The 18,859-nt window shown below is 48.7% G+C and carries 22 protein-coding genes; 6 read left to right on the plus strand and 16 right to left on the minus strand.

The genetic code is table 11. The features are described 5' to 3' along the window. Nucleotides 1-19: 19 nt before the first annotated feature. From hpf to mgtE, 5 genes are all read left to right on the plus strand, one after another. Nucleotides 20-307 (plus strand): ribosome hibernation promoting factor, encoded by a 288-nt coding sequence (gene hpf, locus FBQ74_RS13955; RefSeq protein WP_139757241.1) that lies wholly within the window; start codon nt 20-22, stop codon nt 305-307. An 8-nt stretch (nt 308-315) separates the two neighbouring features. Beyond that, on the plus strand, nt 316-759 hold the full coding sequence (ptsN, locus tag FBQ74_RS13960) for a PTS IIA-like nitrogen regulatory protein PtsN (RefSeq protein WP_139757242.1): 444 nt from the start codon (nt 316-318) through the stop codon (nt 757-759). A gap of 35 nt (nt 760-794) precedes the next feature. Then, nucleotides 795-1,643: an RNase adapter RapZ gene (rapZ, locus tag FBQ74_RS13965; protein WP_139757243.1), complete on the plus strand. Its 849-nt coding sequence runs from the start codon at nt 795-797 to the stop codon at nt 1,641-1,643. Beyond that, entirely contained in the window at nt 1,640-1,912 is a 273-nt protein-coding gene (locus FBQ74_RS13970) for an HPr family phosphocarrier protein (protein ID WP_139757244.1), read from the plus strand. The genes rapZ and FBQ74_RS13970 overlap by 4 nt, the downstream gene beginning before the upstream one ends. Nucleotides 1,913-2,003: 91 nt before the next feature. Further along, a complete protein-coding gene (mgtE, locus tag FBQ74_RS13975) occupies nt 2,004-3,362 on the plus strand; it encodes a magnesium transporter (protein ID WP_139757245.1) in 1,359 nt (452 codons plus the stop codon). A gap of 72 nt (nt 3,363-3,434) precedes the next feature. On the opposite strand, the gene FBQ74_RS13980 is transcribed toward mgtE, so the two are convergent. From FBQ74_RS13980 to rplM, 7 genes are all read right to left on the minus strand, one after another. After that, nucleotides 3,435-3,911 (minus strand): ClpXP protease specificity-enhancing factor, encoded by a 477-nt coding sequence (locus FBQ74_RS13980; protein WP_205912259.1) that lies wholly within the window; start codon nt 3,909-3,911, stop codon nt 3,435-3,437. Continuing rightward, on the minus strand, nt 3,908-4,540 hold the full coding sequence (gene sspA, locus FBQ74_RS13985; protein ID WP_139757246.1) for a stringent starvation protein SspA: 633 nt from the start codon (nt 4,538-4,540) through the stop codon (nt 3,908-3,910). The genes FBQ74_RS13980 and sspA overlap by 4 nt, the downstream gene beginning before the upstream one ends. 110 nt (nt 4,541-4,650) lie before the next feature. Next, nucleotides 4,651-5,385: a cytochrome c1 gene (locus FBQ74_RS13990; protein WP_139757247.1), complete on the minus strand. Its 735-nt coding sequence runs from the start codon at nt 5,383-5,385 to the stop codon at nt 4,651-4,653. After that, nucleotides 5,382-6,647 (minus strand): cytochrome b, encoded by a 1,266-nt coding sequence (locus tag FBQ74_RS13995; RefSeq protein WP_139757248.1) that lies wholly within the window; start codon nt 6,645-6,647, stop codon nt 5,382-5,384. The genes FBQ74_RS13990 and FBQ74_RS13995 overlap by 4 nt, the downstream gene beginning before the upstream one ends. A 1-nt stretch (nt 6,648) precedes the next feature. Then, nucleotides 6,649-7,278, minus strand: a complete 630-nt coding sequence (petA, locus tag FBQ74_RS14000; protein ID WP_139757249.1) for a ubiquinol-cytochrome c reductase iron-sulfur subunit — start codon at nt 7,276-7,278, stop codon at nt 6,649-6,651. A 402-nt stretch (nt 7,279-7,680) separates the two neighbouring features. Beyond that, on the minus strand, nt 7,681-8,073 hold the full coding sequence (gene rpsI, locus FBQ74_RS14005; RefSeq protein ID WP_018982754.1) for a 30S ribosomal protein S9: 393 nt from the start codon (nt 8,071-8,073) through the stop codon (nt 7,681-7,683). A 12-nt stretch (nt 8,074-8,085) separates the two neighbouring features. Then, nucleotides 8,086-8,514, minus strand: a complete 429-nt coding sequence (gene rplM / locus FBQ74_RS14010) for a 50S ribosomal protein L13 (protein WP_139757250.1) — start codon at nt 8,512-8,514, stop codon at nt 8,086-8,088. A 241-nt stretch (nt 8,515-8,755) separates the two neighbouring features. Here rplM and FBQ74_RS14015 point away from each other — a divergent pair, with 241 nt between their 5' ends. After that, nucleotides 8,756-9,748: a hypothetical protein gene (locus FBQ74_RS14015; protein WP_139757251.1), complete on the plus strand. Its 993-nt coding sequence runs from the start codon at nt 8,756-8,758 to the stop codon at nt 9,746-9,748. On the opposite strand, the gene mazG is transcribed toward FBQ74_RS14015, so the two are convergent. From mazG to dsbC, 9 genes are all read right to left on the minus strand, one after another. After that, the gene (gene mazG / locus FBQ74_RS14020; protein WP_139757252.1) at nt 9,675-10,496 is read right to left on the minus strand and encodes a nucleoside triphosphate pyrophosphohydrolase; all 822 of its coding nucleotides are present in this window, start codon (nt 10,494-10,496) and stop codon (nt 9,675-9,677) included. The two genes, FBQ74_RS14015 and mazG, sit on opposite strands and share 74 nt — an antisense overlap. Continuing rightward, nucleotides 10,474-12,648 carry a GTP diphosphokinase gene (relA, locus tag FBQ74_RS14025; protein WP_139757253.1) on the minus strand — a complete coding sequence of 725 codons (2,175 nt, stop codon included), beginning with the start codon at nt 12,646-12,648 and terminating at the stop codon, nt 10,474-10,476. Before relA ends, mazG begins: the two co-directional genes overlap by 23 nt. 22 nt (nt 12,649-12,670) lie before the next feature. After that, complete coding sequence (gene rlmD / locus FBQ74_RS14030) at nt 12,671-14,002, minus strand: 23S rRNA (uracil(1939)-C(5))-methyltransferase RlmD (RefSeq protein ID WP_139757254.1); 1,332 nt, start codon at nt 14,000-14,002, stop codon at nt 12,671-12,673. Between the two features lie 15 nt (nt 14,003-14,017). Then, a complete protein-coding gene (acpS, locus tag FBQ74_RS14035) occupies nt 14,018-14,395 on the minus strand; it encodes a holo-ACP synthase (RefSeq protein ID WP_139757255.1) in 378 nt (125 codons plus the stop codon). Next, nucleotides 14,395-15,144 carry a pyridoxine 5'-phosphate synthase gene (pdxJ, locus tag FBQ74_RS14040; RefSeq protein WP_139757256.1) on the minus strand — a complete coding sequence of 250 codons (750 nt, stop codon included), beginning with the start codon at nt 15,142-15,144 and terminating at the stop codon, nt 14,395-14,397. The genes acpS and pdxJ overlap by 1 nt, the downstream gene beginning before the upstream one ends. 66 nt (nt 15,145-15,210) lie before the next feature. Continuing rightward, nucleotides 15,211-15,906 carry a DNA repair protein RecO gene (gene recO / locus FBQ74_RS14045; RefSeq protein WP_139757257.1) on the minus strand — a complete coding sequence of 232 codons (696 nt, stop codon included), beginning with the start codon at nt 15,904-15,906 and terminating at the stop codon, nt 15,211-15,213. A gap of 5 nt (nt 15,907-15,911) precedes the next feature. Next, nucleotides 15,912-16,187, minus strand: coding sequence for a hypothetical protein (locus tag FBQ74_RS14050; protein WP_139757258.1), 276 nt, complete (start codon nt 16,185-16,187; stop codon nt 15,912-15,914). Beyond that, nucleotides 16,177-17,904 carry a single-stranded-DNA-specific exonuclease RecJ gene (recJ, locus tag FBQ74_RS14055; protein ID WP_139757259.1) on the minus strand — a complete coding sequence of 576 codons (1,728 nt, stop codon included), beginning with the start codon at nt 17,902-17,904 and terminating at the stop codon, nt 16,177-16,179. The genes FBQ74_RS14050 and recJ overlap by 11 nt, the downstream gene beginning before the upstream one ends. A gap of 155 nt (nt 17,905-18,059) precedes the next feature. Next, nucleotides 18,060-18,764, minus strand: coding sequence for a bifunctional protein-disulfide isomerase/oxidoreductase DsbC (dsbC, locus tag FBQ74_RS14060; protein ID WP_139757260.1), 705 nt, complete (start codon nt 18,762-18,764; stop codon nt 18,060-18,062). Nucleotides 18,765-18,859: the final 95 nt, after the last annotated feature.

Below are 18,859 nucleotides of genomic sequence, written 5' to 3' on the forward strand. Positions count from 1 at the left end.
ACAATAAGGAAGACGAAATATGCAAATAAACCTTACTGGTCATCATATCGATATCACCGATTCTTTGCGTAATTATGTCGACACAAAGTTTAGCAAGCTCGAACGGCATTTCGACCACATTTCAAATGTGCACGTTATTTTAAATGTTGAAAAGCTGAACCAAAAAGCGGAAGCCACGGTTCATCTAAGCGGCGCGGAGGTATTTGCATCATCAGAAAACACGGATATGTATGCAGCGATTGACAGTATGGTTGATAAACTGGACAGACAGGTTATCAAGCATAAGGAAAAGCTGAAAAAGCATTAATGTCTAATATGGATATTCAAGCCATTGTAAGCCTGGACCGCACTAAGTGTGCGGTTCAGTGCAATAGTAAAAAGCGCATCCTTGAAATTATCAGCGGTATAGCCGCAGATAATAATGCTGAGGTCGAAGCGGAGACTGTGCTCAACGCACTACTTTCCCGTGAGCGTATGGGTAGTACCGGCATCGGCAACGGCATCGCCCTCCCCCATGGACGCTTGCCCGGGCTGGCAAATGTCATCGCAATTGTTGTGACCAGCGATCCAGCCATCGATTTTGATGCTATTGATAACAAACCTGTTGATATTTTCTTTACTTTGCTTGTTCCTGAGGAACAAACTGAAGGTCACCTGCAAACACTTGCGCTGGTCGCCGGAAAGCTCAGCGATAAAGAAACTGTAAAAGCCATTCGCCGGGCATCAACCAGTGATGATATAGTGAAGGCATTAAAATAATCTCTGCGGCCTTTCGCGTGTAACGGAGAAATGTTTTGAAGCTTATTATCATCAGTGGACGCTCTGGCTCCGGTAAATCCGTAGCGCTCAGAGCATTGGAAGATTTAGGGTATTATTGTGTAGACAATATTCCCGTTAATCTGCTTCCCGCATTAACCCATTCTGTGTCAGAAGAATACGACCAGGTTGCGGTGAGTATTGATGTTCGAAACCTACCTAAAGATCCTGCAGAGTTAGTTGAGATCCTCGATTATCTGCCTCAGTCCTGGGGCGTTACGATTGTTTACATTGACGCCAGTGACGATATTCTGGTGAAACGCTTTAGCGAAACACGCCGCTTACACCCACTGGCAAAACTCAATAAGTCCCTATCTGATGCGATCTATACAGAACGTGAACTGCTTGCCCCGGTGGCAGAGCGCGCGGATTTGTATATTGATACTGACTCTATGTCGATACATCAACTTGCTGAGCTTATTCGTGAACGTATATTGGGTAAAAAGAGCTCACGGCTGGTTTTAGTTTTCGAATCTTTCGGCTTCAAACACGGCATTCCAAAAGATGCAGACTATGTCTTCGATGCGCGCTTTTTACCTAACCCACACTGGGAACCAGATTTAAAGCATTTTACGGGACTGGATGCGCCCGTTGAGATATTTTTAGGTTCGCAGCCTATTGTGACGAAGTTCATCTGGCAAATTCAGAACCTGATTACTACCTGGTTACCGCACCTTGAGCGCAATAACCGTAGTTATGTCACCGTGGCTATCGGTTGTACCGGCGGCCAGCACCGCTCAGTATTTGTCGCTCAGACGCTGGCAAAAACGTTCCGGGATATACATCCGGATGTTCAAATACGGCACAGGGAGCTTGCTGAAAAATGAGCATAGAGAAACAGCTGACTATCGAAAACAAACTTGGGTTACATGCCCGCGCTGCGACCCAGCTGGTAGAGCTCGCCAACCAATTCGATGCCCGAGTTACCTTGGTAAAAGGTGACAAAACTGCAGACGCTAACAGTGTACTTGGCCTGATGATGCTGGAAAGTCACCAGGGCGAAACCGTTACCGTTATCAGCGACGGGCCGGATGCTGAATCAGCTATGCAGGCAATCGAGAGTTTGATTGCAGGGCGGTTTAACGAAGCAGAATAACAGACTATAAAAGCAAACCTGCACCCAGAATAAATAGTAACCGGAACCTATCCGGCTTCAGAATCATCCGTTTTTCCACGAAGGATTGACAGTGGCAGAAGCATTAGAATCTAAATTTGCACAAGGCCAGTTGCGTACGCTTAACGCAGCGCTCAATGACGGCCGATTTGTCTCTGTACGCAAGATATTGCATGAACTGCCCCCCTCGGATGTCGCGCTGGTGCTTGAGTCCAGCCCCACAAAAACACGGGATGAGTTATGGGAATTAATTGATGGCGAGTTTCACGGCGACATTTTAGAAGAGCTGTCTGAAGACGTACGAAACGGCATCATCACTAAGATGGCGCCGCTGCGCGTAGTGGACGCGCTTGAGGAAATGGACACCGACGACCTTGCAGAAACACTTAGCAGCCTGCCTGATGAGGTGCTACAGGACATTCTGCAGTCCATGGACGCACAGGACAGAGTAAGAGCGGAACAAGCCCTGTCGTATGGTGAGGAAACCGCTGGTTTCATCATGAACACTGATACCATTACATTGCGTCCTGATGTAACGGTAGATGTCGTGCTCAGATATATACGGCTGAAAGGCGAGCTACCTGAAAATACCGATACGTTGTATGTTGTCAATCGCACTGACAATCTGGTGGGACTGGTCCCGGTGGCCAGGCTGCTGACTGCCGACCCGGAAGATAAAGTCTCCGAAGTAATGGATGAGGATGCCGAGGCTATTCCGGTTAATATGCCAGATGATGAAGTGGCGAGTCTGTTCGAGCGTTATAACTGGCTGTCAGCACCGGTGGTTGATGAAAAAAATCGCCTGGTAGGACGTATAACCATTGATGACGTGGTAGATATTATCCGTGAAGACGCCGAGCACTCGATGATGAGTATGGCCGGTCTCGACGATGAAGAAGATACATTTGCGCCTGTATGGCAAAGTACTCAGCGCCGCTCGGTCTGGTTAGGCGTTAACCTGGTGACTGCACTGATGGCAGCAGCTGTCAGTGACTTATTTGAGGCGACGCTCAGCCAGCTCGCCGTTTTGGCCATTCTCAATACTATCGTTCCCAGTATGGGCGGTGTAGCGGGTAATCAGACACTGACACTGGTAATTCGGGGTATGGCGTTAGGCCATGTAAATCCAAGCAACTCACGATGGCTTGTGAGCAAGGAACTGGCAATTGGCTTTTTAAACGGTGTCATCTGGGCCGTGCTCATTGCAACCGTCATCGCCCTTTGGAAACAAAATCTTATGCTTGGTGCCATTATTGCTTTTGCTATGATGGTAAATCTGCTGGCCGCTGCGCTGGCTGGCGCTACATTACCAATTATCATGAAAAAGCTTAAGATCGATCCGGCACTGGCGGGGAGTGTGATTCTGACCACAATTACTGATGTTGTCGGTATATTCGCATTTTTAGGCACAGCAACACTATTTTTGATGTAAAAATGGCACGCCCCGTTTACGGGCACAAAAAAAGCTCCTTAAGGAGCTTTTTTTATTCAGATAAATCACTTTTTACTTAATGATTTTAAGATTTGGTTTGCCTTTTTTGGGCGGTACCGGAGCACTGTCAGCATCCGCTTCATTAACATCGGCCGATGGCTTAGACGAAGATGTATCATCGCTAACCTGTACATCTTCCAGTGATGTTCCAGCTGATGGCTCAGTAAGCTCTTCTTCTACAGCAAACACGGTCCCTGCGCCGTTCTCACGCGCATAAATGGCCATAACGGCCTGGCACGGCATACGAATCTGGCGAGGCTGACCACCAAATCGCGCCTGGAAGGAAAGAAACTCCAGATCCAGACCAAAGTTAACGCAGGCTGAAGGCGAGACATTCAATACTATCTGGCCGTCCTTCACGAACTCCTGGGGCACTTCTGTCAACGCATTTGTCGCATCCACCACGATATATGGCGTCATGTCGTTATCGACTATCCAATCGAAAAATGCGCGTAACAGGTAAGGCTGATTAGGGGTCATAGTGCTCATAACGGGTTGTGAATTTCGCGTTCCTGATCGGTCAGCGATGCTTTGAATGAGCCGCGCTCAAAAATACGTGTCATGTAGGCATTTATTTCCTTCGCACCAGCACCTTTCAACTCGATGCCCAATGCAGGTAAACGCCACAGTAGCGGAGCCAGATAACAATCAACCAGACTGAACTCTTCACTCATAAAGTACGGCAGTTCAGAGAAGACCGGTGCAAGAGATAACAGCGCCTCACGCAATTCATTTCGTGCCGACTCAACATCACCTTCACCACGGAAGATGCGAGCTGCCAGCGAGTACCAGTCCTGCTCGATGCGGTGCATCATCAGGCGGCTTTGCCCTCGTGAAACAGGGTAAACCGGCATAAGCGGCGGATGCGGGAAGCGCTCATCAAGATATTCCATAATGATGTGCGACTTATACAATACAAGCTCTCGGTCAACGAGTGTTGGAACAGTTCCGTAGGGGTTCAGATCGAGCAGGTCCTCTGGCAGATTGCTAGGATCTGTGTAGCTGATTTCTACACCTACGCCTTTTTCGGCCAGAACAATCCGTACCTGGTGACTATAAATATCGATACTATCTGAGAACAACGTCATGATAGAGCGTTTATTCGCGGCTACGGCCATTAATTTTCCTCCGTCGAGAGACTTTCACACTGTCTCCCAATCGACAGTGCGCCTAAAGCTGAAAAAGGGGGCAGATTGCCCCCTTTGGTATTATACAGAAAATGAAAGGTTTAGTGTACTTCTCGCCAGTAATCTTTTTTCAGAAGAAAAACAAATACAAACAGCACAAGAATAAACACCAGTACCCATTTACCTATTTTTTCCGACTGCAAACGGAATGGCTCGCCGGTGTATTCAAGGAAGTTAACCAAATCTCCAATAGCCTGATCGTATTCTTCTGGCGACAAAGCCCCGTCTCCATCAGACTGAATACCTGCATATCGCTTAACCTGCTCACCATCAACCATGACTTCCTCATAGGTTTCACGGGGCGTTCCCTGTAACGGCTGCAATACATGCGGCATACCAACTTCAGGGAATACTTTATTATTCACACCAAAGGGGCGCTCATCGTCAACATAAAACGTTCGCAAGTAGGTATATAGCCAGTCACCACCACGCACACGTGCCACCAGGGTAAGGTCGGGTGGTGCCGCACCAAACCACGTTGCAGCGCCCTCTTCCGGCATCGCGCGTTTCATATAATCGGTGACTTTATCCCCGGTGAACTGCAGGTATTCTTCGCCGAGTTCTTCAGGGATCCCCAAATCATTAAATGTTCTGGAATATCGCTGATATTTCATCGAATGGCAGCCGGAACAGTAGTTCATATAGATTTGTGCGCCACGTTGCAGCGAGGCCTTATCTGTCAAATCAATTGGCGCTTCATCCAGGTGAACATTACCGCCTGCTGCGCTGGCCCATAGCGGCACGAATAAAGACATCAATACTATCAGTTTCTTCATTTCGGGATCCTCGCTGGAACAGGTTTAGTGTTTTCATTTTTACTGTATAAGAACAGTGCAACGAAGAATCCAAAGTAAAGTACAGTCGCTATCTGTGATGCGATAATCTTCCAGTTTTCCTGAGGCGTTCCGCCCAGATACCCAAGAAAGATAAATACAACAGCGAAGACCAACAGATTTACCTTGTGCAGGCCGCAACGATAACGCCATGACCTTACACGTCCTCTGTCAATCCACGGCATGGCAAACAACGCTGCGATCGCACCAAACATCGCCAATACGCCAAACAGCTTATCTGGTACAGCTTTCAAAATTGCATAGAACGGCGTGAAGTACCAGACAGGGAAGATATGTTCAGGTGTTTTCAGCGGGTTAGCGATTTCGAAGTTAGGATGTTCCAGAAATTTGCCGCCCATTTCTGGCGCAAAAAACATAACGTAGCAAAAGGCCGCCAGGAACACACAAAATGCGACAAGGTCTTTAAGCACTATATGCGGGAAGAACGGTACCACATCATCCGCAATATCGTATTTATCAGTGTAATACTCATGGATGGTATAAGGTGTTTTCTCACTTTCTGACAACGAGCCCTTTTTATGCTTAATTGCCACACCATCTGGGTTATTCGACCCTACTTCGTGCAGCGCAATAATATGCAAAAAGACCAGAATGACGATTACCAGCGGCAATGCTATGACGTGCAAAGCAAAGAACCGGTTTAATGTCGCACCGGAGATAACATAGTCACCCTGCAGCCAGATAACCAAATCAGGTCCAATAACAGGAATAGCACCAAATAATGAGACAATAACCTGGGCGCCCCAATAGGACATTTGTCCCCAGGGGAGTACATAGCCCATGAACGCTTCAGCCATCAGTGCCAGGTAGATGAACATACCAAACACCCAAAGCAGCTCGCGCGGCTTTTGATAAGAGCCGTAAATCATGCCGCGGAACATGTGCATATAGACAACAATAAAGAATGCCGAAGCGCCCGTACTGTGCATGTAACGGATAATCCAGCCGTAGTCTATCTCGCGCATGATGTACTCAACAGAGGCAAAAGCGCCTTCTGCTGTAGGTACATAATTCATGGTGAGCCAAATGCCGGTAATAATCTGGTTTACCAAAACGATAGTGGCTAGAAAACCAAATACATACCAAAAGTTCATATTGCGCGGGGCCGGATACTGGATAGCATGCATATTTGCCACGCGCATCAAAGGTATGCGCTGTTCAACCCAGTTCATAAATCCATTCATGTTATGCTTCCTCCGCGGTTGAGCCGATGATCATTGTCGTGTCATCAACATACTGGTAAGGCGGTACAACAAGATTTAGCGGGGCAGGAACATTTTGAAAAACGCGACCGGCCATATCAAACTTTGAACCATGACACGGGCAAAAGAAACCATCGGGCACGCCTTCCACTATTTCTTCAAACGCGCCATTTTTAAGATGAGTCGGTGAGCAGCCTAAGTGCGTACAGATTCCTACCAGTACCAGATATTCTTCTTTAAGTGACCGGTAATAATTTTTGGCAAAAGCAGGTTGTTGCTCGGCTTCAGAGGACGGGTCTTTCAGGTTTGCCTCGTGCTGCTTCAGCTCTTCCAGAATTTCGGGCGTACGGCGTACAATCCAGACCGGTTTACTGCGCCACATTACCCGAATAAGTTGTCCGGGTTCTATTCCACTGATATCTACTTCTACATCTGCACCCGCTGCCTTTGCTTTAGCACTGGGGTTCCATGACGCAATGAATGGTACGGCGGCCCCTGCAACGCCTACCGCGCCAACTACTGAGGTTGCCACAGTCAGAAAACGACGTCGGGTATTATCTCCCGGCCCTTTCTCAGGCGCAGACTCTTTTGCATCTACAGATACATCGCTCATCCACATTTCTCCAGGTTGGATTGTTATGGCAGACCTATCAGCAGACACTGACAACACCGTCCTGTCATAACGCTGGTCATTAACGCGACTGCAGCACGCTATCGACTCAGACAAACATTTTTTTATAATATGTTATTTTTCGTACAAAATCATACGGGAAAAGCCTTTCTGTTTACAAGGTTTTACTTCCCTTACCTGAATAAAAAAGTATCAAATTACAGTAGACTTTCGCTTACACCTGCAACAACAGGCCGTTCACAAATTGTACGGCAATAAAATTCGGTGTTTTTTTACCGACAGACAGAGGATTAAGAAATCGTAAGAATTCAGATTTCGGCAGGCAGATTTTTCATCAGACATAAAAAAACCCGGTAAAACCGGGTTTTTCGTAAAAGCGAAAAATTAACGCTTTGAGAATTGCGGACGCTTACGCGCTTTGTGCAGACCCACTTTCTTACGTTCAACACGACGATCGTCACGAGTAACGAAGCCAGCTTTACGTAATGATGGGCGCAGTGCCTCATCGTAGTCCATAAGTGCACGAGTAAGGCCGTGGCGGATTGCGCCAGCCTGACCGTTTGAACCACCACCTGCAACAGTGATGTAAACGTCAAACTTTTCAGTCATTTCTACAAGTTCTAGTGGCTGACGAACAACCATGCACTCGGTTTCACGACCAAAGTACTCATCAAGAGCACGTTTGTTTACTGTGATGTTACCTGTACCTGGACGCAGGAACACACGAGCAGTAGAACTTTTGCGGCGGCCAGTGCCGTAGTATTGAGTATCTGCCATGTCAGTTGCTCCTTAGATGTCCAAAACTTGTGGTTGCTGTGCTGCGTGAGCGTGTTCGCCACCAGCGTAAACTTTCATTTTACGGAACATTGCACGACCCAGAGGACCTTTTGGCAGCATTCCTTTAACTGCTTTCTCAAGCACCATTTCAGGCTTATGAGCAATCAGTTTTTCAAAGTTTGTTTCTTTCAGACCACCTGGGTAACCTGTGTGAGAATAGTACATCTTGTTCAGTGCTTTATTACCTGTTACAGCAACTTTTTCAGCATTGATAACGATGATGTAGTCACCAGTGTCTACGTGAGGCGTGTACTCTGGCTTATGCTTACCGCGCAGACGACGCGCAATTTCAGACGCCAGACGGCCTAAAGTTTTGTCTGTGGCATCTACCACATACCAGTCACGTTGTACCGTTTCTGGCTTAGCAACAAAAGTTTTCATTTAAATTCACCCGAATAATTTCGTCGTTACTGATTCCATAATTGAAATCACCTAAAATCAATCCGTGAGCCCCTTCGAGCCTGTTGATTCTTCCACCTTCCCAAAGGTGGGTGTAACTGGGCAGGGCGCGAATTATACAGGTTTTGCATAAAAAGCGAACCCTTAAATGCGAAAATTTAACTGGTAAAGCTTAAAAAAATCGTTAGGGTGTCAAAACTTTCGCAAACAACGGCTTCAGACCATGCATTTAAAGGGATTTTTGCTTTTTGGGTTGCTTCTAATTACGCCATATTCTTTAGCTGTAATCCCCGAAAATAACGCGGTAAATACTGCGCGCGCCCAACGGTCTGAAATCATCGTTTTCACCAAAGCATTTTCTGGTGACGACTATGGCAGGTACCACATAGATGTACTGCGCGAAGCGCTGGCGATTACCCGTGATGATAACATCACCGAAACATTACGCCCGCATCCTCTGGAGCTTACACAGAGCCGGCAAATTAAGCTGTTACAAGCCGATAAGGCTGATGTAATGTGGAGCGTAACCAGCGATGAGCTCGAAACATCGTTAATACCGGTGCGCTTTCCGTTGTTGCAGGGTTTTGGTGGTCAACGGGTTCTGGCAATCGCCCCCCGGCGACAGGCTTCTCTTCCTGCTACCTTGTCACTGGAACGACTAAAACAATTCCCTTCGGTTCAGGGCGGGGACTGGCCGGATTACCATATTCTCTCAGCTAATAAGTTCAATGTCGCGGGAGCGCCCTGGAGCAGTTGGTATATGACCATGTATAAAATGGTTGAAAGGGATATGGTGACTTACTTTCCGCGTAACATTATTGAAGTCCACCGGGACCTGGCGCATCATCATTCCCTTCAGGTGGTGGTAGAGCAGAATCACCTGTTGTCCTACCCCAGCTATGAATATTTTTTTGTTAATCCGTCACGTCCCGAGTTAGCCAAACGGCTGAAGAAAGGCCTGTTGAAGCTTCTGGCCACCGGACAACTCAAGACGAAGTTTGAAGCTATCCCCGAACACCGTAAAGCCCAACGCGTGCTGAAAGAGCAAAACCGGGTTGTACATCGACTGAGCAACCCAATTCTTTCTTACCAGTGGGCATCGCCGCACTGGGCAACAACGCCTGATGCATCATATAAAGAATTCAGTCAGCGTTTTTCTCAGCCGCTTTCGCATCCTGCCACCACTGTTCCAGCGCCTCAAGATCCATATCGCTGAGTGACAGCTTCTGTTCAGTAGCGCGTTTTTCAATAAACCTGAATCGCGCAGTAAATTTGTGACTGGCTTTGCGTAGCGCGGTATCCGCATCTACGTTGCAGTGCCTGGCAAGATTGACCATCGCAAACAATGCGTCCCCAATTTCTTCTTCCACGCGTTGCTCACAAAGCTGACGGGCGTTAACCTCAGCCTCAATCTCATCAATCTCTTCGCGAACTTTATCAATAACAGGTGCAATGGTGTGCCAGTCAAACCCTACCCTGGCGCATTGTTTCTGTACTTTTTGTGCCAGCTTCAGTGCCGGTAGGCCTGATGGTACAGCATCAAAAATACTGTCGTCAGCCCCAACGCTTTTTTTCTCGGTCGCTTTAATTGCCTCCCACTGCGCCTCTAAGTCCTTTTCATCCACCTGCGTATCGCCAAACACATGCGGGTGACGGCGGGTCATTTTATCGCAGATAGCGCTGGCGACAGACTCGAAGTCAAACTCACCATTTTCTTTGGCTATCTGGCTGTAAAAGACAATTTGAAACAGCAGGTCCCCCAGCTCTTGGCGCACAGCCTCACTATCATTGCTGGCAATTGCATCTGCTACCTCATAGGCTTCTTCGATGGTGTACCGCGTCAGCGAAGCCATCGTTTGCTTTTTGTCCCACGGGCAGCCATCCGGAGAACGAAGCCTCTCCATGATATTCAGCAATCGATTCAGCTGCGTATTATCTGGCTCACTGTGTTTTTCGTTGTACATCCGTGATCCCTTTTAACTGGCGCAACCGCGTCATCACCCGGGTGAGCGCTTCCAGCGTTTTAACTTCCACTGATATATCGATGGTTGCAGTCTGCCGGGGCTTATCACTGGCACTGTTAACACTCAGCAATGCGACATTTTCGTTAGCCAGCACGGTGGTAATATCTCGCAGCATCCCATCTCTGTCGGCGCAAAAGATAATAAGCATGGCTTCAAAGCCAACTTCCAGTGCATCTGACCAGTTCACTTCAATCAGTCGCTCCGGATGCTGTTCACTTAAATTCTGCAATTGGTCACAGGCTGTCTTATGCACACTAACGCCCCTTCCCTGCGTGATATAACCCACGATGTCGTCGCCGGGTACCGGTTTACAGCAATTTGCCAACTGACTCATCAGGTGCCCTACACCTTCAACAACCACGGTATCGCTCTTTCCTTTTGAGCCTGCACTACGCCGGGTTTTGAGTTTAGGACTGATTTGAGGCTCGGGTTCAGGTGGGTTCAGTTGCTGCTGCAAATAGTGCACAACAGACATAACCCGAACGTCACCTGCGCCTATTGCAGCATGTAAATCTTCCAGGTGTTGCAGGTTAAACTTTTTAGTCGCCTGTGAAGCCATCTTCAATGGCACGGCCGCGCGGTGCAACTCGCGCTCAAGCAACTCTTTTCCTGCCTGCTGGTTTTTCTCTTTATCCTGCTTTTTGAAGAAAGAGTGGATGGTCGCCCTGGCTCGGGAGGAGTGCACATACCCCAGCCCCGGGTGCATCCAGTCGCGACTGGGATTCAGTGCCTTACCAGTGTGCACTTCAACCTGATCACCGCTTTGCAATTGATAGGTAAACGGCACAATGCGCCCGTTTACTTTGGCACCAATACACCGATGGCCAACGTTACTGTGAATATAATAAGCAAAGTCCAACGGCGTTGAGCCCTGGGGCAGGTCTATAACATCGCCTTTTGGCGTAAACACGTAGACCCGGTCGTCAAAGACCTGGCTTCGCAGTTCTTCCACCAAATCACCGGACTCGGCGACCTCTTCCTGCCACAGCAGAATTTTACGCAACCAGTTGATGCGATCTTCAGACCCACTTCCTTTGCCACTGCCTCCCTCTTTATACTTCCAGTGGGCAGCAACCCCCAGCTCTGCATCCTGATGCATTTGCTGGGTGCGGATTTGAATTTCAACCGGTTTGCCCTCTGGGCCAACAATAACAGTGTGAATTGACTGGTAACCGTTAGCCTTGGGTGTAGCGATATAATCGTCAAACTCTTTGGGGATGTGCTTGTATTTTGCGTGAACAACACCCAGCGCAGCGTAACAATCCTGTAAGCGGTCGGCAATTATTCGCAGGGCCCGGATGTCAAATAACTGCTCAAACGTAAGGCGCTTTTTCTGCATTTTCTTCCAGATAGAAAAAATATGCTTTGGCCGCCCATACACCTCGGCCTTGATACCCTGCTCGTCCACCAGCGACTGAAGCTCATCAACGATGTTATCAATATACTGTGCCCGCGCTTTACGCTTACCATCGAGCTGTTTGGCAATTTGCTTGTAAGTTACAGGGTGCAGGTATCTGAACGCCAGATCTTCAAGCTCCCACTTCAACTGACCGATACCCAGACGGTTCGCCAGCGGTGCGTAAATTGTCGCGCACTCACGGGCAACCATGACCCGTGTTTCCTCGTCGGCCTTTTTAACCTGCTGCAGCGCGCAAATACGTTCAGCCATCTTGATGACCACAGCACGCACGTCCTCAACCATCGCCAGTAACATGCGCCTGATACTGTCGATATGCTGTTCGTCGGGTACCTGCTTCATGCCTGAACGACGTGAGTGTAATGCTTTAATCGCATCCATCTTTCTCACACCGGTAATCAGCTGTTCTACCTGGGCACCGAACTGTATTTTGATCTGCTCTTCATCTAATGCATGCTGTTCGCAGTAGGGCAGCACCAACGCCGCTTGCAGCGTATCATCATCCATGTTGAGCTGCGCCAGGATTTCGACCATTTCCTGCCCCACTAACAAGCGTTCGGGGGCACTGGAGATCTCGCGAAGTTTCTGCTTTGTTTGTTCTGTTAGCGCCAGGCTGTCCAGCCACATCTCAAAGGGCGGACGCGTAGCCTCATGTACTTTCCGTGTTGATACCATTGCTTACCAACTCGCTGAATTATTAGTATGTTGCATGTGAGAATAACGCCATGACTTCAAGGTGACGGGTATAAGGAAACATCTCAATCAAGCCGATTTTTTCAATGTTATAGCCTGCGTCAAGAAGAATTCTGGCATCACGGGTAAAGCTGTTTGGATTGCAAGAAACATACAAAACCTGTTTTGTTTTAGCCTGGCTGACCTGTCTGCATACCTCTGCCGCGCCTTCCCGGGAAGGGTCCAGCAATATTTTGGTAACTTCATGCCCCAACGCATTTTGCACGCTGGCAGCGTCATTCAAATCCAGGTGCTGCCATGAGACATTTTCAATGCCTTGTTGTTGTGCGGCGGCCTGCCCTTTTTGCACCATCGCTGCCACACCTTCTACGGCGTAAACATGTCCGGCATGGCTGGCCAGAGGAAAGCTCAAATTTCCTAACCCCGCAAACCAGTCGGCCACGGTGTCATCCCTGTCCGGAGCAAGCCAGCTAATCGCCTGCGCCACCATCTTCTCATTAACTTGTGCATTAACCTGTACGAAATCATCCGGTGTCGGGGTTAAATAAAATTCTCCGCCGGTTTTACAGATAAGCGTAGCCTCGCGGTGCAGGGTTTCAAAGTCTCCGCTCATATTTTCAATAACAACGTTGACCTTTTCACTAATCGCAAATTGCGTAAGAGCCTGACGAAAAGTAAGCGGTAAATCACGCGTAGCTTTAAGCGTAAACTCTGTCACATTGTCGCCGGATAATGCCTGAATATGACCGATATGCTGTATTGCCGGAAATGATGTCAGTACTTCGCGCAGCGCAGGCATGACTTCCTGTAGCTTGCGCTCAAGTACCGGACAGGTCTGAATATCAACAATAGCCTTGCTGTTGTTTTGCCTGAAACCGATTTTTACCGCATTGGGATTACGGGCATCTATGGCAAACCGGGCCTTTCTGCGATAGGTGGGACGCGTTCCGATAATCGCAGGTTGCCAGGGCAAATCGGTGATATTCAGGTGATGCGCCCAATAATCGCTCATGGCATCTTGTCGCTCACTAAGGGCGTCATCGGCACTAATATGCTGAAGCTGGCAGCCGCCACACTTTGCATAATAGGGACAAAACGGATCGACGCGAAGCGGGCCTGGTTTAACCACCCGTTCAGTTACCGCCTTGCTCACCTGCTTCTGACTGCTGGTCACTTTAACCTTCACCTGCTCGCCAGGCAGCGCGCCTTCAACGAACATAATAGGTTTTTGGGAACGACTGACCCCGACACCATGCATATCCAGGCTTTCCACTGTCACTGTTTTAACTGTGCTGCCTTTACGTGCCTTTTTGGCAGGTTTATAAAAACTGACCATAATTGCCCTGTATATTTAGCCTTCAATAATTACGGTCGCCACCGCATAGTGTTTTTCATCGGAGATGGACAGGTAACAACTGCGCGCCTTTTTTTCCTCAAAAACGCTCAGCGCTCCCTGGGAAAACGTCAGGTACGGCGCGCCGTTCTCGTCGTTGTCAACGTGCATATGTTGCCACGATACACCTCGTCCGATCCCGGTTTGTAAGGCTTTAGCCGCAGCTTCTTTGGCGGCAAATCGCTTGGCCAGATAACGCACAGGTTCAGCATGGTGCTCATACTGTGCTTGCTCTGCGTGGGTAAGAATACGCTGCACAAACCTGGGTTGCCGACTTACGGTTTCTTCAATGCGGGCGATTTCAACAATGTCGGTGCCTAAGCCAATAATAGCCATTAACGCAGTGCCATGGTGGTCGCTCTGGCCTCCTGCATAAGCGCTCGCATGTCTGCAACTGCTTTGTGCAAACCATCAAATGCTGCACGGGCAATAATTGCATGGCCAATATTCAGTTCAATCACTTCAGGAATGGCCGCTATCGCTTTAACATTATGGTAGTGCAGGCCATGGCCGGCGTTCACTCTGATGCCCGCCTGATGCGCATACTCTATGCCGGCTTTAAGCCGCGTCAGCTCATTATGCACCTGCGCCTCATTCGTCGCTTCAGCATACTGGCCGGTATGAATTTCTATATAGGGTGCCCCGCACTCCAGTGCTGCATCTATCTGTGCCCTATCAGCATCAATAAATAACGAAACAGCGATACCAGCCTCTTTCAGGCGGCTACAGGCAGCCTTTGTCTGCGCCAGATTACCGGCGACATCAAGTCCGCCTTCTGTGGTCAGCTCCTGACGCTTTTCTGGTACCAGACAACAAAAAGCAGGCTGGGTTTTCTCAGCAATCGCCAGCATTTCATCGGTTAGCGCCATCTCAAGATTAAGGCGGGTGTTGATAGTTTGCGCCAGTAACGCCACGTCTCTGTCTTTAATGTGACGGCGATCTTCGCGTAAGTGAACTGTGATACCGTCTGCGCCCGCGCGTTCTGCGATATCCGCCGCATGTACAGGGTCAGGATAGCTGGTGCCTCGCGCATTTCTCAGCGTAGCAATATGATCAATGTTCACGCCCAGTAAAATGTCACTCATAACGTCTTTTCCGATGCCATAAATTAAAGCAGCAGTGTAACGAAAAAAGTCGCGCGGCGGCAGGGTTTAACGAAATAATTCGCGGCTTTTGAGCGGCTTATCCCCTAACAGCAGGTGAAGTGCCTGTCGGGTGATAATTTTAGCGGTTTTGCGTGCTGCCTGGGTCCAGTTTCCCTCAGTCATATCAATAAGGCCCTGTCCGGGAAAGCGTCCTCGCTGAATATGCGCCGGTGCGGCCATGACGCCTTGCTCTGCTACAAAGATGTACCATTGATCACTTTGTACCGGCTGGTCGCTGGCGGCGTCATTCAGCCAATCCGGCAAAAGCCCCATTTCTTCCAGCAGCGCAAACTCAAATTGACGTAATACCACATCTTCCATTTGGTGTTGCTCGCTCAGCAATCCCAGTGCCTGCTGGTAATGCGTAAATAGTGCTTCACTGGCCAGCCCTGCTGGCATTACGCGGTTAATCAGTTCATTAAGATACATGGCACAAAATAGTGCCTTGCCGGCCAATCGGTGTGATGGGCCGCCGCTTTCAATCTGATTAAGGTTTCTTAGTTCTGACTTGCCAGATAGCTGAATACGAACTGGCCCGAAGGGTTGTAAAAGACTTTTGCGATCCGACTTACTGTTTTTGACGCCCTTTGCCACCGCCGACACCCGCCCTCCGGAGAGCGTGAAAAAATCAACCAGATAACTGGTTTCCCGGTACGAACGACGGTGTAATACATATGCATCCAGCCAAAGCGCTTCAGGCATCGATTTCAGGCTCGCTTTATACGTACAACTTTCATTTGCTCAAACTCAATACCGGCTACCGTTTCTTCGTAACGGTAGTAAGTCAGGTTTACGGTGGCCCCTTTTAGTGAACGGTAGTTACCTTTTCGCCGGAATATAAATGGCACATCATATCCTTCCAGCATTATCGTATGACGTATCCATTCCCCCTCTTCGCGCTGTACATGCGACACCGCTTTTACGCCCTCACTGTGAATCAGGCTGGTATGTTTATCGGTAAGCGCTTTGGGATCAGTTTTCATACGGCGCAATCTCCTGAACCATTAACTGCACCGTTTCCTGACCACGAAATGCGTTAACATCCAACTGATAAACAAGCTGTACATAGCGAGTCTGATAGTTTGGCCAGACTGATGTATCGACGTTAAATGCTATGGCATCCACCTCTTCACCACTATCAAGCCTAAGTGCCAGTTTGAGGTGCTTTTCTTTTAGCAGCCGCTGATTAGCAATTTCAAATATACCGTCAAACGCCGGCGCCTCAAATCCCTGTCCAAATGGTACAGCCTGCTTCAGCAACCGCGCTACACTCAGCGAAACCTCATCAACGTCAAGCTCACCGTCTGTAACAATATGTTGTGAATCCCCTACCTTTTCCAGATGCGTGGCAACGACATCATCAAATGTTTGCTGGAACACCGTCAAAGATGTTAACGGCAGGCTCAGACCAGCAGCCATAGCATGGCCACCAAATTTAGGTATAAGACCAGGCTGGCGAATATTGACCTCTTCCAGCACATCACGAATATGCACGCCATTGATTGAGCGGGCCGACCCTTTTATGGTCTCATCATCCTGATGCGCAAAAGCAATAGTCGGGCGTTTATATTTGTCTTTAATTCGACCGGCGACAATACCAATAACGCCCTGGTGAAAATCCTTCTGATAGACCACCAGCCCGGCTGGCAGACTCGACGCATTCACCGACACCGCTGCAATAGCGGCCTCTGCCTCTTCCTTCATCTCTGACTCAATGGTTCGCCGTTGTTGGTTCAGGCGGTCAAGCTCTGTAGCCATATAGCGCGCCTGCATAGAATCCTCACAAAGCAAACACTCTATCCCCAGCGCCATATCATCCAGTCGGCCGGCTGCATTCAAGCGGGGTCCCACAACAAACCCTAAATCTGAGGCCCCGATATTTTCTGACGGTCTGCCAGCGACTTCCAGAAGCGCACGAATACCCGGCCGGCATCGCCCTGCTCTGATCCGTTGTAGTCCCTGATGCACCAAAATACGATTGTTTTTATCCAGCACCACAACATCGGCAACGGTGCCTACTGCAACGATATCCAATAACTCAGCCAGGTTTGGTGGCGCGCTCCCGTGTTGCTCAAACCAGTTATCCTGCTGCAACCGGGCTCTGACAGCCAGCATCAAATAAAAAGCGACACCCACACCCGCCAGGTTTTTAGACATGAAGCCACAATCGGGTTGATTCGGGTTTACAATCGCGTCAGCCGCAGGCAGCTCTGCTCCCGGTAAATGGTGGTCGGTCACCACAACTGTGGCACCGCGTGATTTTGCCCTGTTTACGCCCTCAAGACAGGCAATACCATTGTCTACCGTGAGAATAACCTGAGCACCATCATCACAGGCAACATCGACAATTTCCGGGCTCAGACCATAGCCAAAATCGAAGCGGTTGGGGACAAGATAAGAGATATTTTCCAGTCCCATCTGGCGCAGACCCAGCATACAGACCGCTGTACTGGTGGCACCGTCAGCATCAAAATCGCCGACAATAACGACACGCTGCTGCTCGGCGATGGCAGTTTGGAGTATCGCCGCTGCCTGTCCAATCCCTTTTAGGTTCTCGTAATGGCAAAGTGCGTTGACCCGGGTATCCAGGTCATCGACAGAAACGACATTGCGACCGCGATAGACCCGGTCAAGCACGGGGTGCAACGCATCGCCCAGTGAAGCGGTCTGTAATTCACGTCGGATAATTGCCAGTCCCATAGGGGTACACCTTTACGATTTTGATTAATTGAGTGGGGAAGTGGTTCGATATTATTTTAACCGGAAATAGTGTGAGGGACTATCTCCGGTTTAAATCATGCCTGAAAGACACCACACTGATAAGTGTCGATGTCTTTTAAGCGAATAAGAGGCTGTTATTCAACGTCCAGCGCCTGCGACAACATGCCAGCTGGCTGATAACCCGGGATCAGCGTCCCATCATCAAGGATAATATTCGGTGTACCGGTAACCCCCACCGACTGACCAAACTGGTACTGCTCTGCTACCGTATTTTCACACTGCGTAGGTGCAATATCTTTATCCTGTTTGGCTTCGGTCAGCGCGGTCTTAGTATCATCAGCACACCATACAGAAACCATTTCTTTATAAGTCGGAGAACTTAATCCGTTTCGCGGAAAGGCGAGGTAGTTTACGGTGATCCCCAGCGCATTAAGCTGATCGATTTCTTTATGCATTTTGCGGCAATAACCACAGGTTGTATCTGTAAATACCGTAATCTCATGCTTTTCATTTTTTGCCTCAAAACGAATCGCATCATCTTTAAACTTTTTAATACCGTTTAAGCGCATATCTGCCAGCGCTGACTCTGTAATATTCTGCATACCGTTTTGCATATCGAAAATACGGGCCTGCATGAAGTAGCGACCGTTATCGCTGACATAAAAAAGTCCGCGGTCTGTGGTAGCCTGTTTAAGCCCCTCAACCGGTGAATCAGCAAGCGCGGTAACATTCATACCCAAAACACTTTCCAGCTTTTGCTTGAGCGCATCATCCTGCGCGTGGGTTATGCCGATTGAGGCCGTTGTCAGGGCCAGAATGCTAATTAGTTTTTTAATCACAATTTCTCCTTACTCGGTCACATAGTCTACAGACCGGTAATCCTGCTTTTTACTTTCATTTTTTACGCATACTACCACAGGATAAGCTAACACCA

The organism is Salinimonas iocasae, from assembly GCF_006228385.1.
Classification (GTDB): Bacteria; Pseudomonadota; Gammaproteobacteria; order Enterobacterales; family Alteromonadaceae; genus Alteromonas; species Alteromonas iocasae.

Excerpts from the sequence above, each read along its gene's own strand:
- hpf (WP_139757241.1), top strand. The coding sequence starts at position 20 with ATGCAAATAAACCTTACTGGTCATCATATCGATATCACCGATTCTTTG.
- ptsN (WP_139757242.1), top strand. The coding sequence starts at position 316 with ATGGATATTCAAGCCATTGTAAGCCTGGACCGCACTAAGTGTGCGGTT.
- FBQ74_RS13970 (WP_139757244.1), top strand. The coding sequence starts at position 1,640 with ATGAGCATAGAGAAACAGCTGACTATCGAAAACAAACTTGGGTTACAT.
- FBQ74_RS13980 (WP_205912259.1), bottom strand. The coding sequence starts at position 3,911 with ATGAGCACTATGACCCCTAATCAGCCTTACCTGTTACGCGCATTTTTC.
- sspA (WP_139757246.1), bottom strand. The coding sequence starts at position 4,540 with ATGGCCGTAGCCGCGAATAAACGCTCTATCATGACGTTGTTCTCAGAT.
- FBQ74_RS13990 (WP_139757247.1), bottom strand. The coding sequence starts at position 5,385 with ATGAAGAAACTGATAGTATTGATGTCTTTATTCGTGCCGCTATGGGCC.
- FBQ74_RS13995 (WP_139757248.1), bottom strand. The coding sequence starts at position 6,647 with ATGAATGGATTTATGAACTGGGTTGAACAGCGCATACCTTTGATGCGC.
- petA (WP_139757249.1), bottom strand. The coding sequence starts at position 7,278 with ATGAGCGATGTATCTGTAGATGCAAAAGAGTCTGCGCCTGAGAAAGGG.
- rpsI (WP_018982754.1), bottom strand. The coding sequence starts at position 8,073 with ATGGCAGATACTCAATACTACGGCACTGGCCGCCGCAAAAGTTCTACT.
- rplM (WP_139757250.1), bottom strand. The coding sequence starts at position 8,514 with ATGAAAACTTTTGTTGCTAAGCCAGAAACGGTACAACGTGACTGGTAT.
- FBQ74_RS14015 (WP_139757251.1), top strand. The coding sequence starts at position 8,756 with ATGCATTTAAAGGGATTTTTGCTTTTTGGGTTGCTTCTAATTACGCCA.
- mazG (WP_139757252.1), bottom strand. The coding sequence starts at position 10,496 with ATGTACAACGAAAAACACAGTGAGCCAGATAATACGCAGCTGAATCGA.
- relA (WP_139757253.1), bottom strand. The coding sequence starts at position 12,648 with ATGGTATCAACACGGAAAGTACATGAGGCTACGCGTCCGCCCTTTGAG.
- rlmD (WP_139757254.1), bottom strand. The coding sequence starts at position 14,002 with ATGGTCAGTTTTTATAAACCTGCCAAAAAGGCACGTAAAGGCAGCACA.
- acpS (WP_139757255.1), bottom strand. The coding sequence starts at position 14,395 with ATGGCTATTATTGGCTTAGGCACCGACATTGTTGAAATCGCCCGCATT.
- pdxJ (WP_139757256.1), bottom strand. The coding sequence starts at position 15,144 with ATGAGTGACATTTTACTGGGCGTGAACATTGATCATATTGCTACGCTG.
- recO (WP_139757257.1), bottom strand. The coding sequence starts at position 15,906 with ATGCCTGAAGCGCTTTGGCTGGATGCATATGTATTACACCGTCGTTCG.
- FBQ74_RS14050 (WP_139757258.1), bottom strand. The coding sequence starts at position 16,187 with ATGAAAACTGATCCCAAAGCGCTTACCGATAAACATACCAGCCTGATT.
- recJ (WP_139757259.1), bottom strand. The coding sequence starts at position 17,904 with ATGGGACTGGCAATTATCCGACGTGAATTACAGACCGCTTCACTGGGC.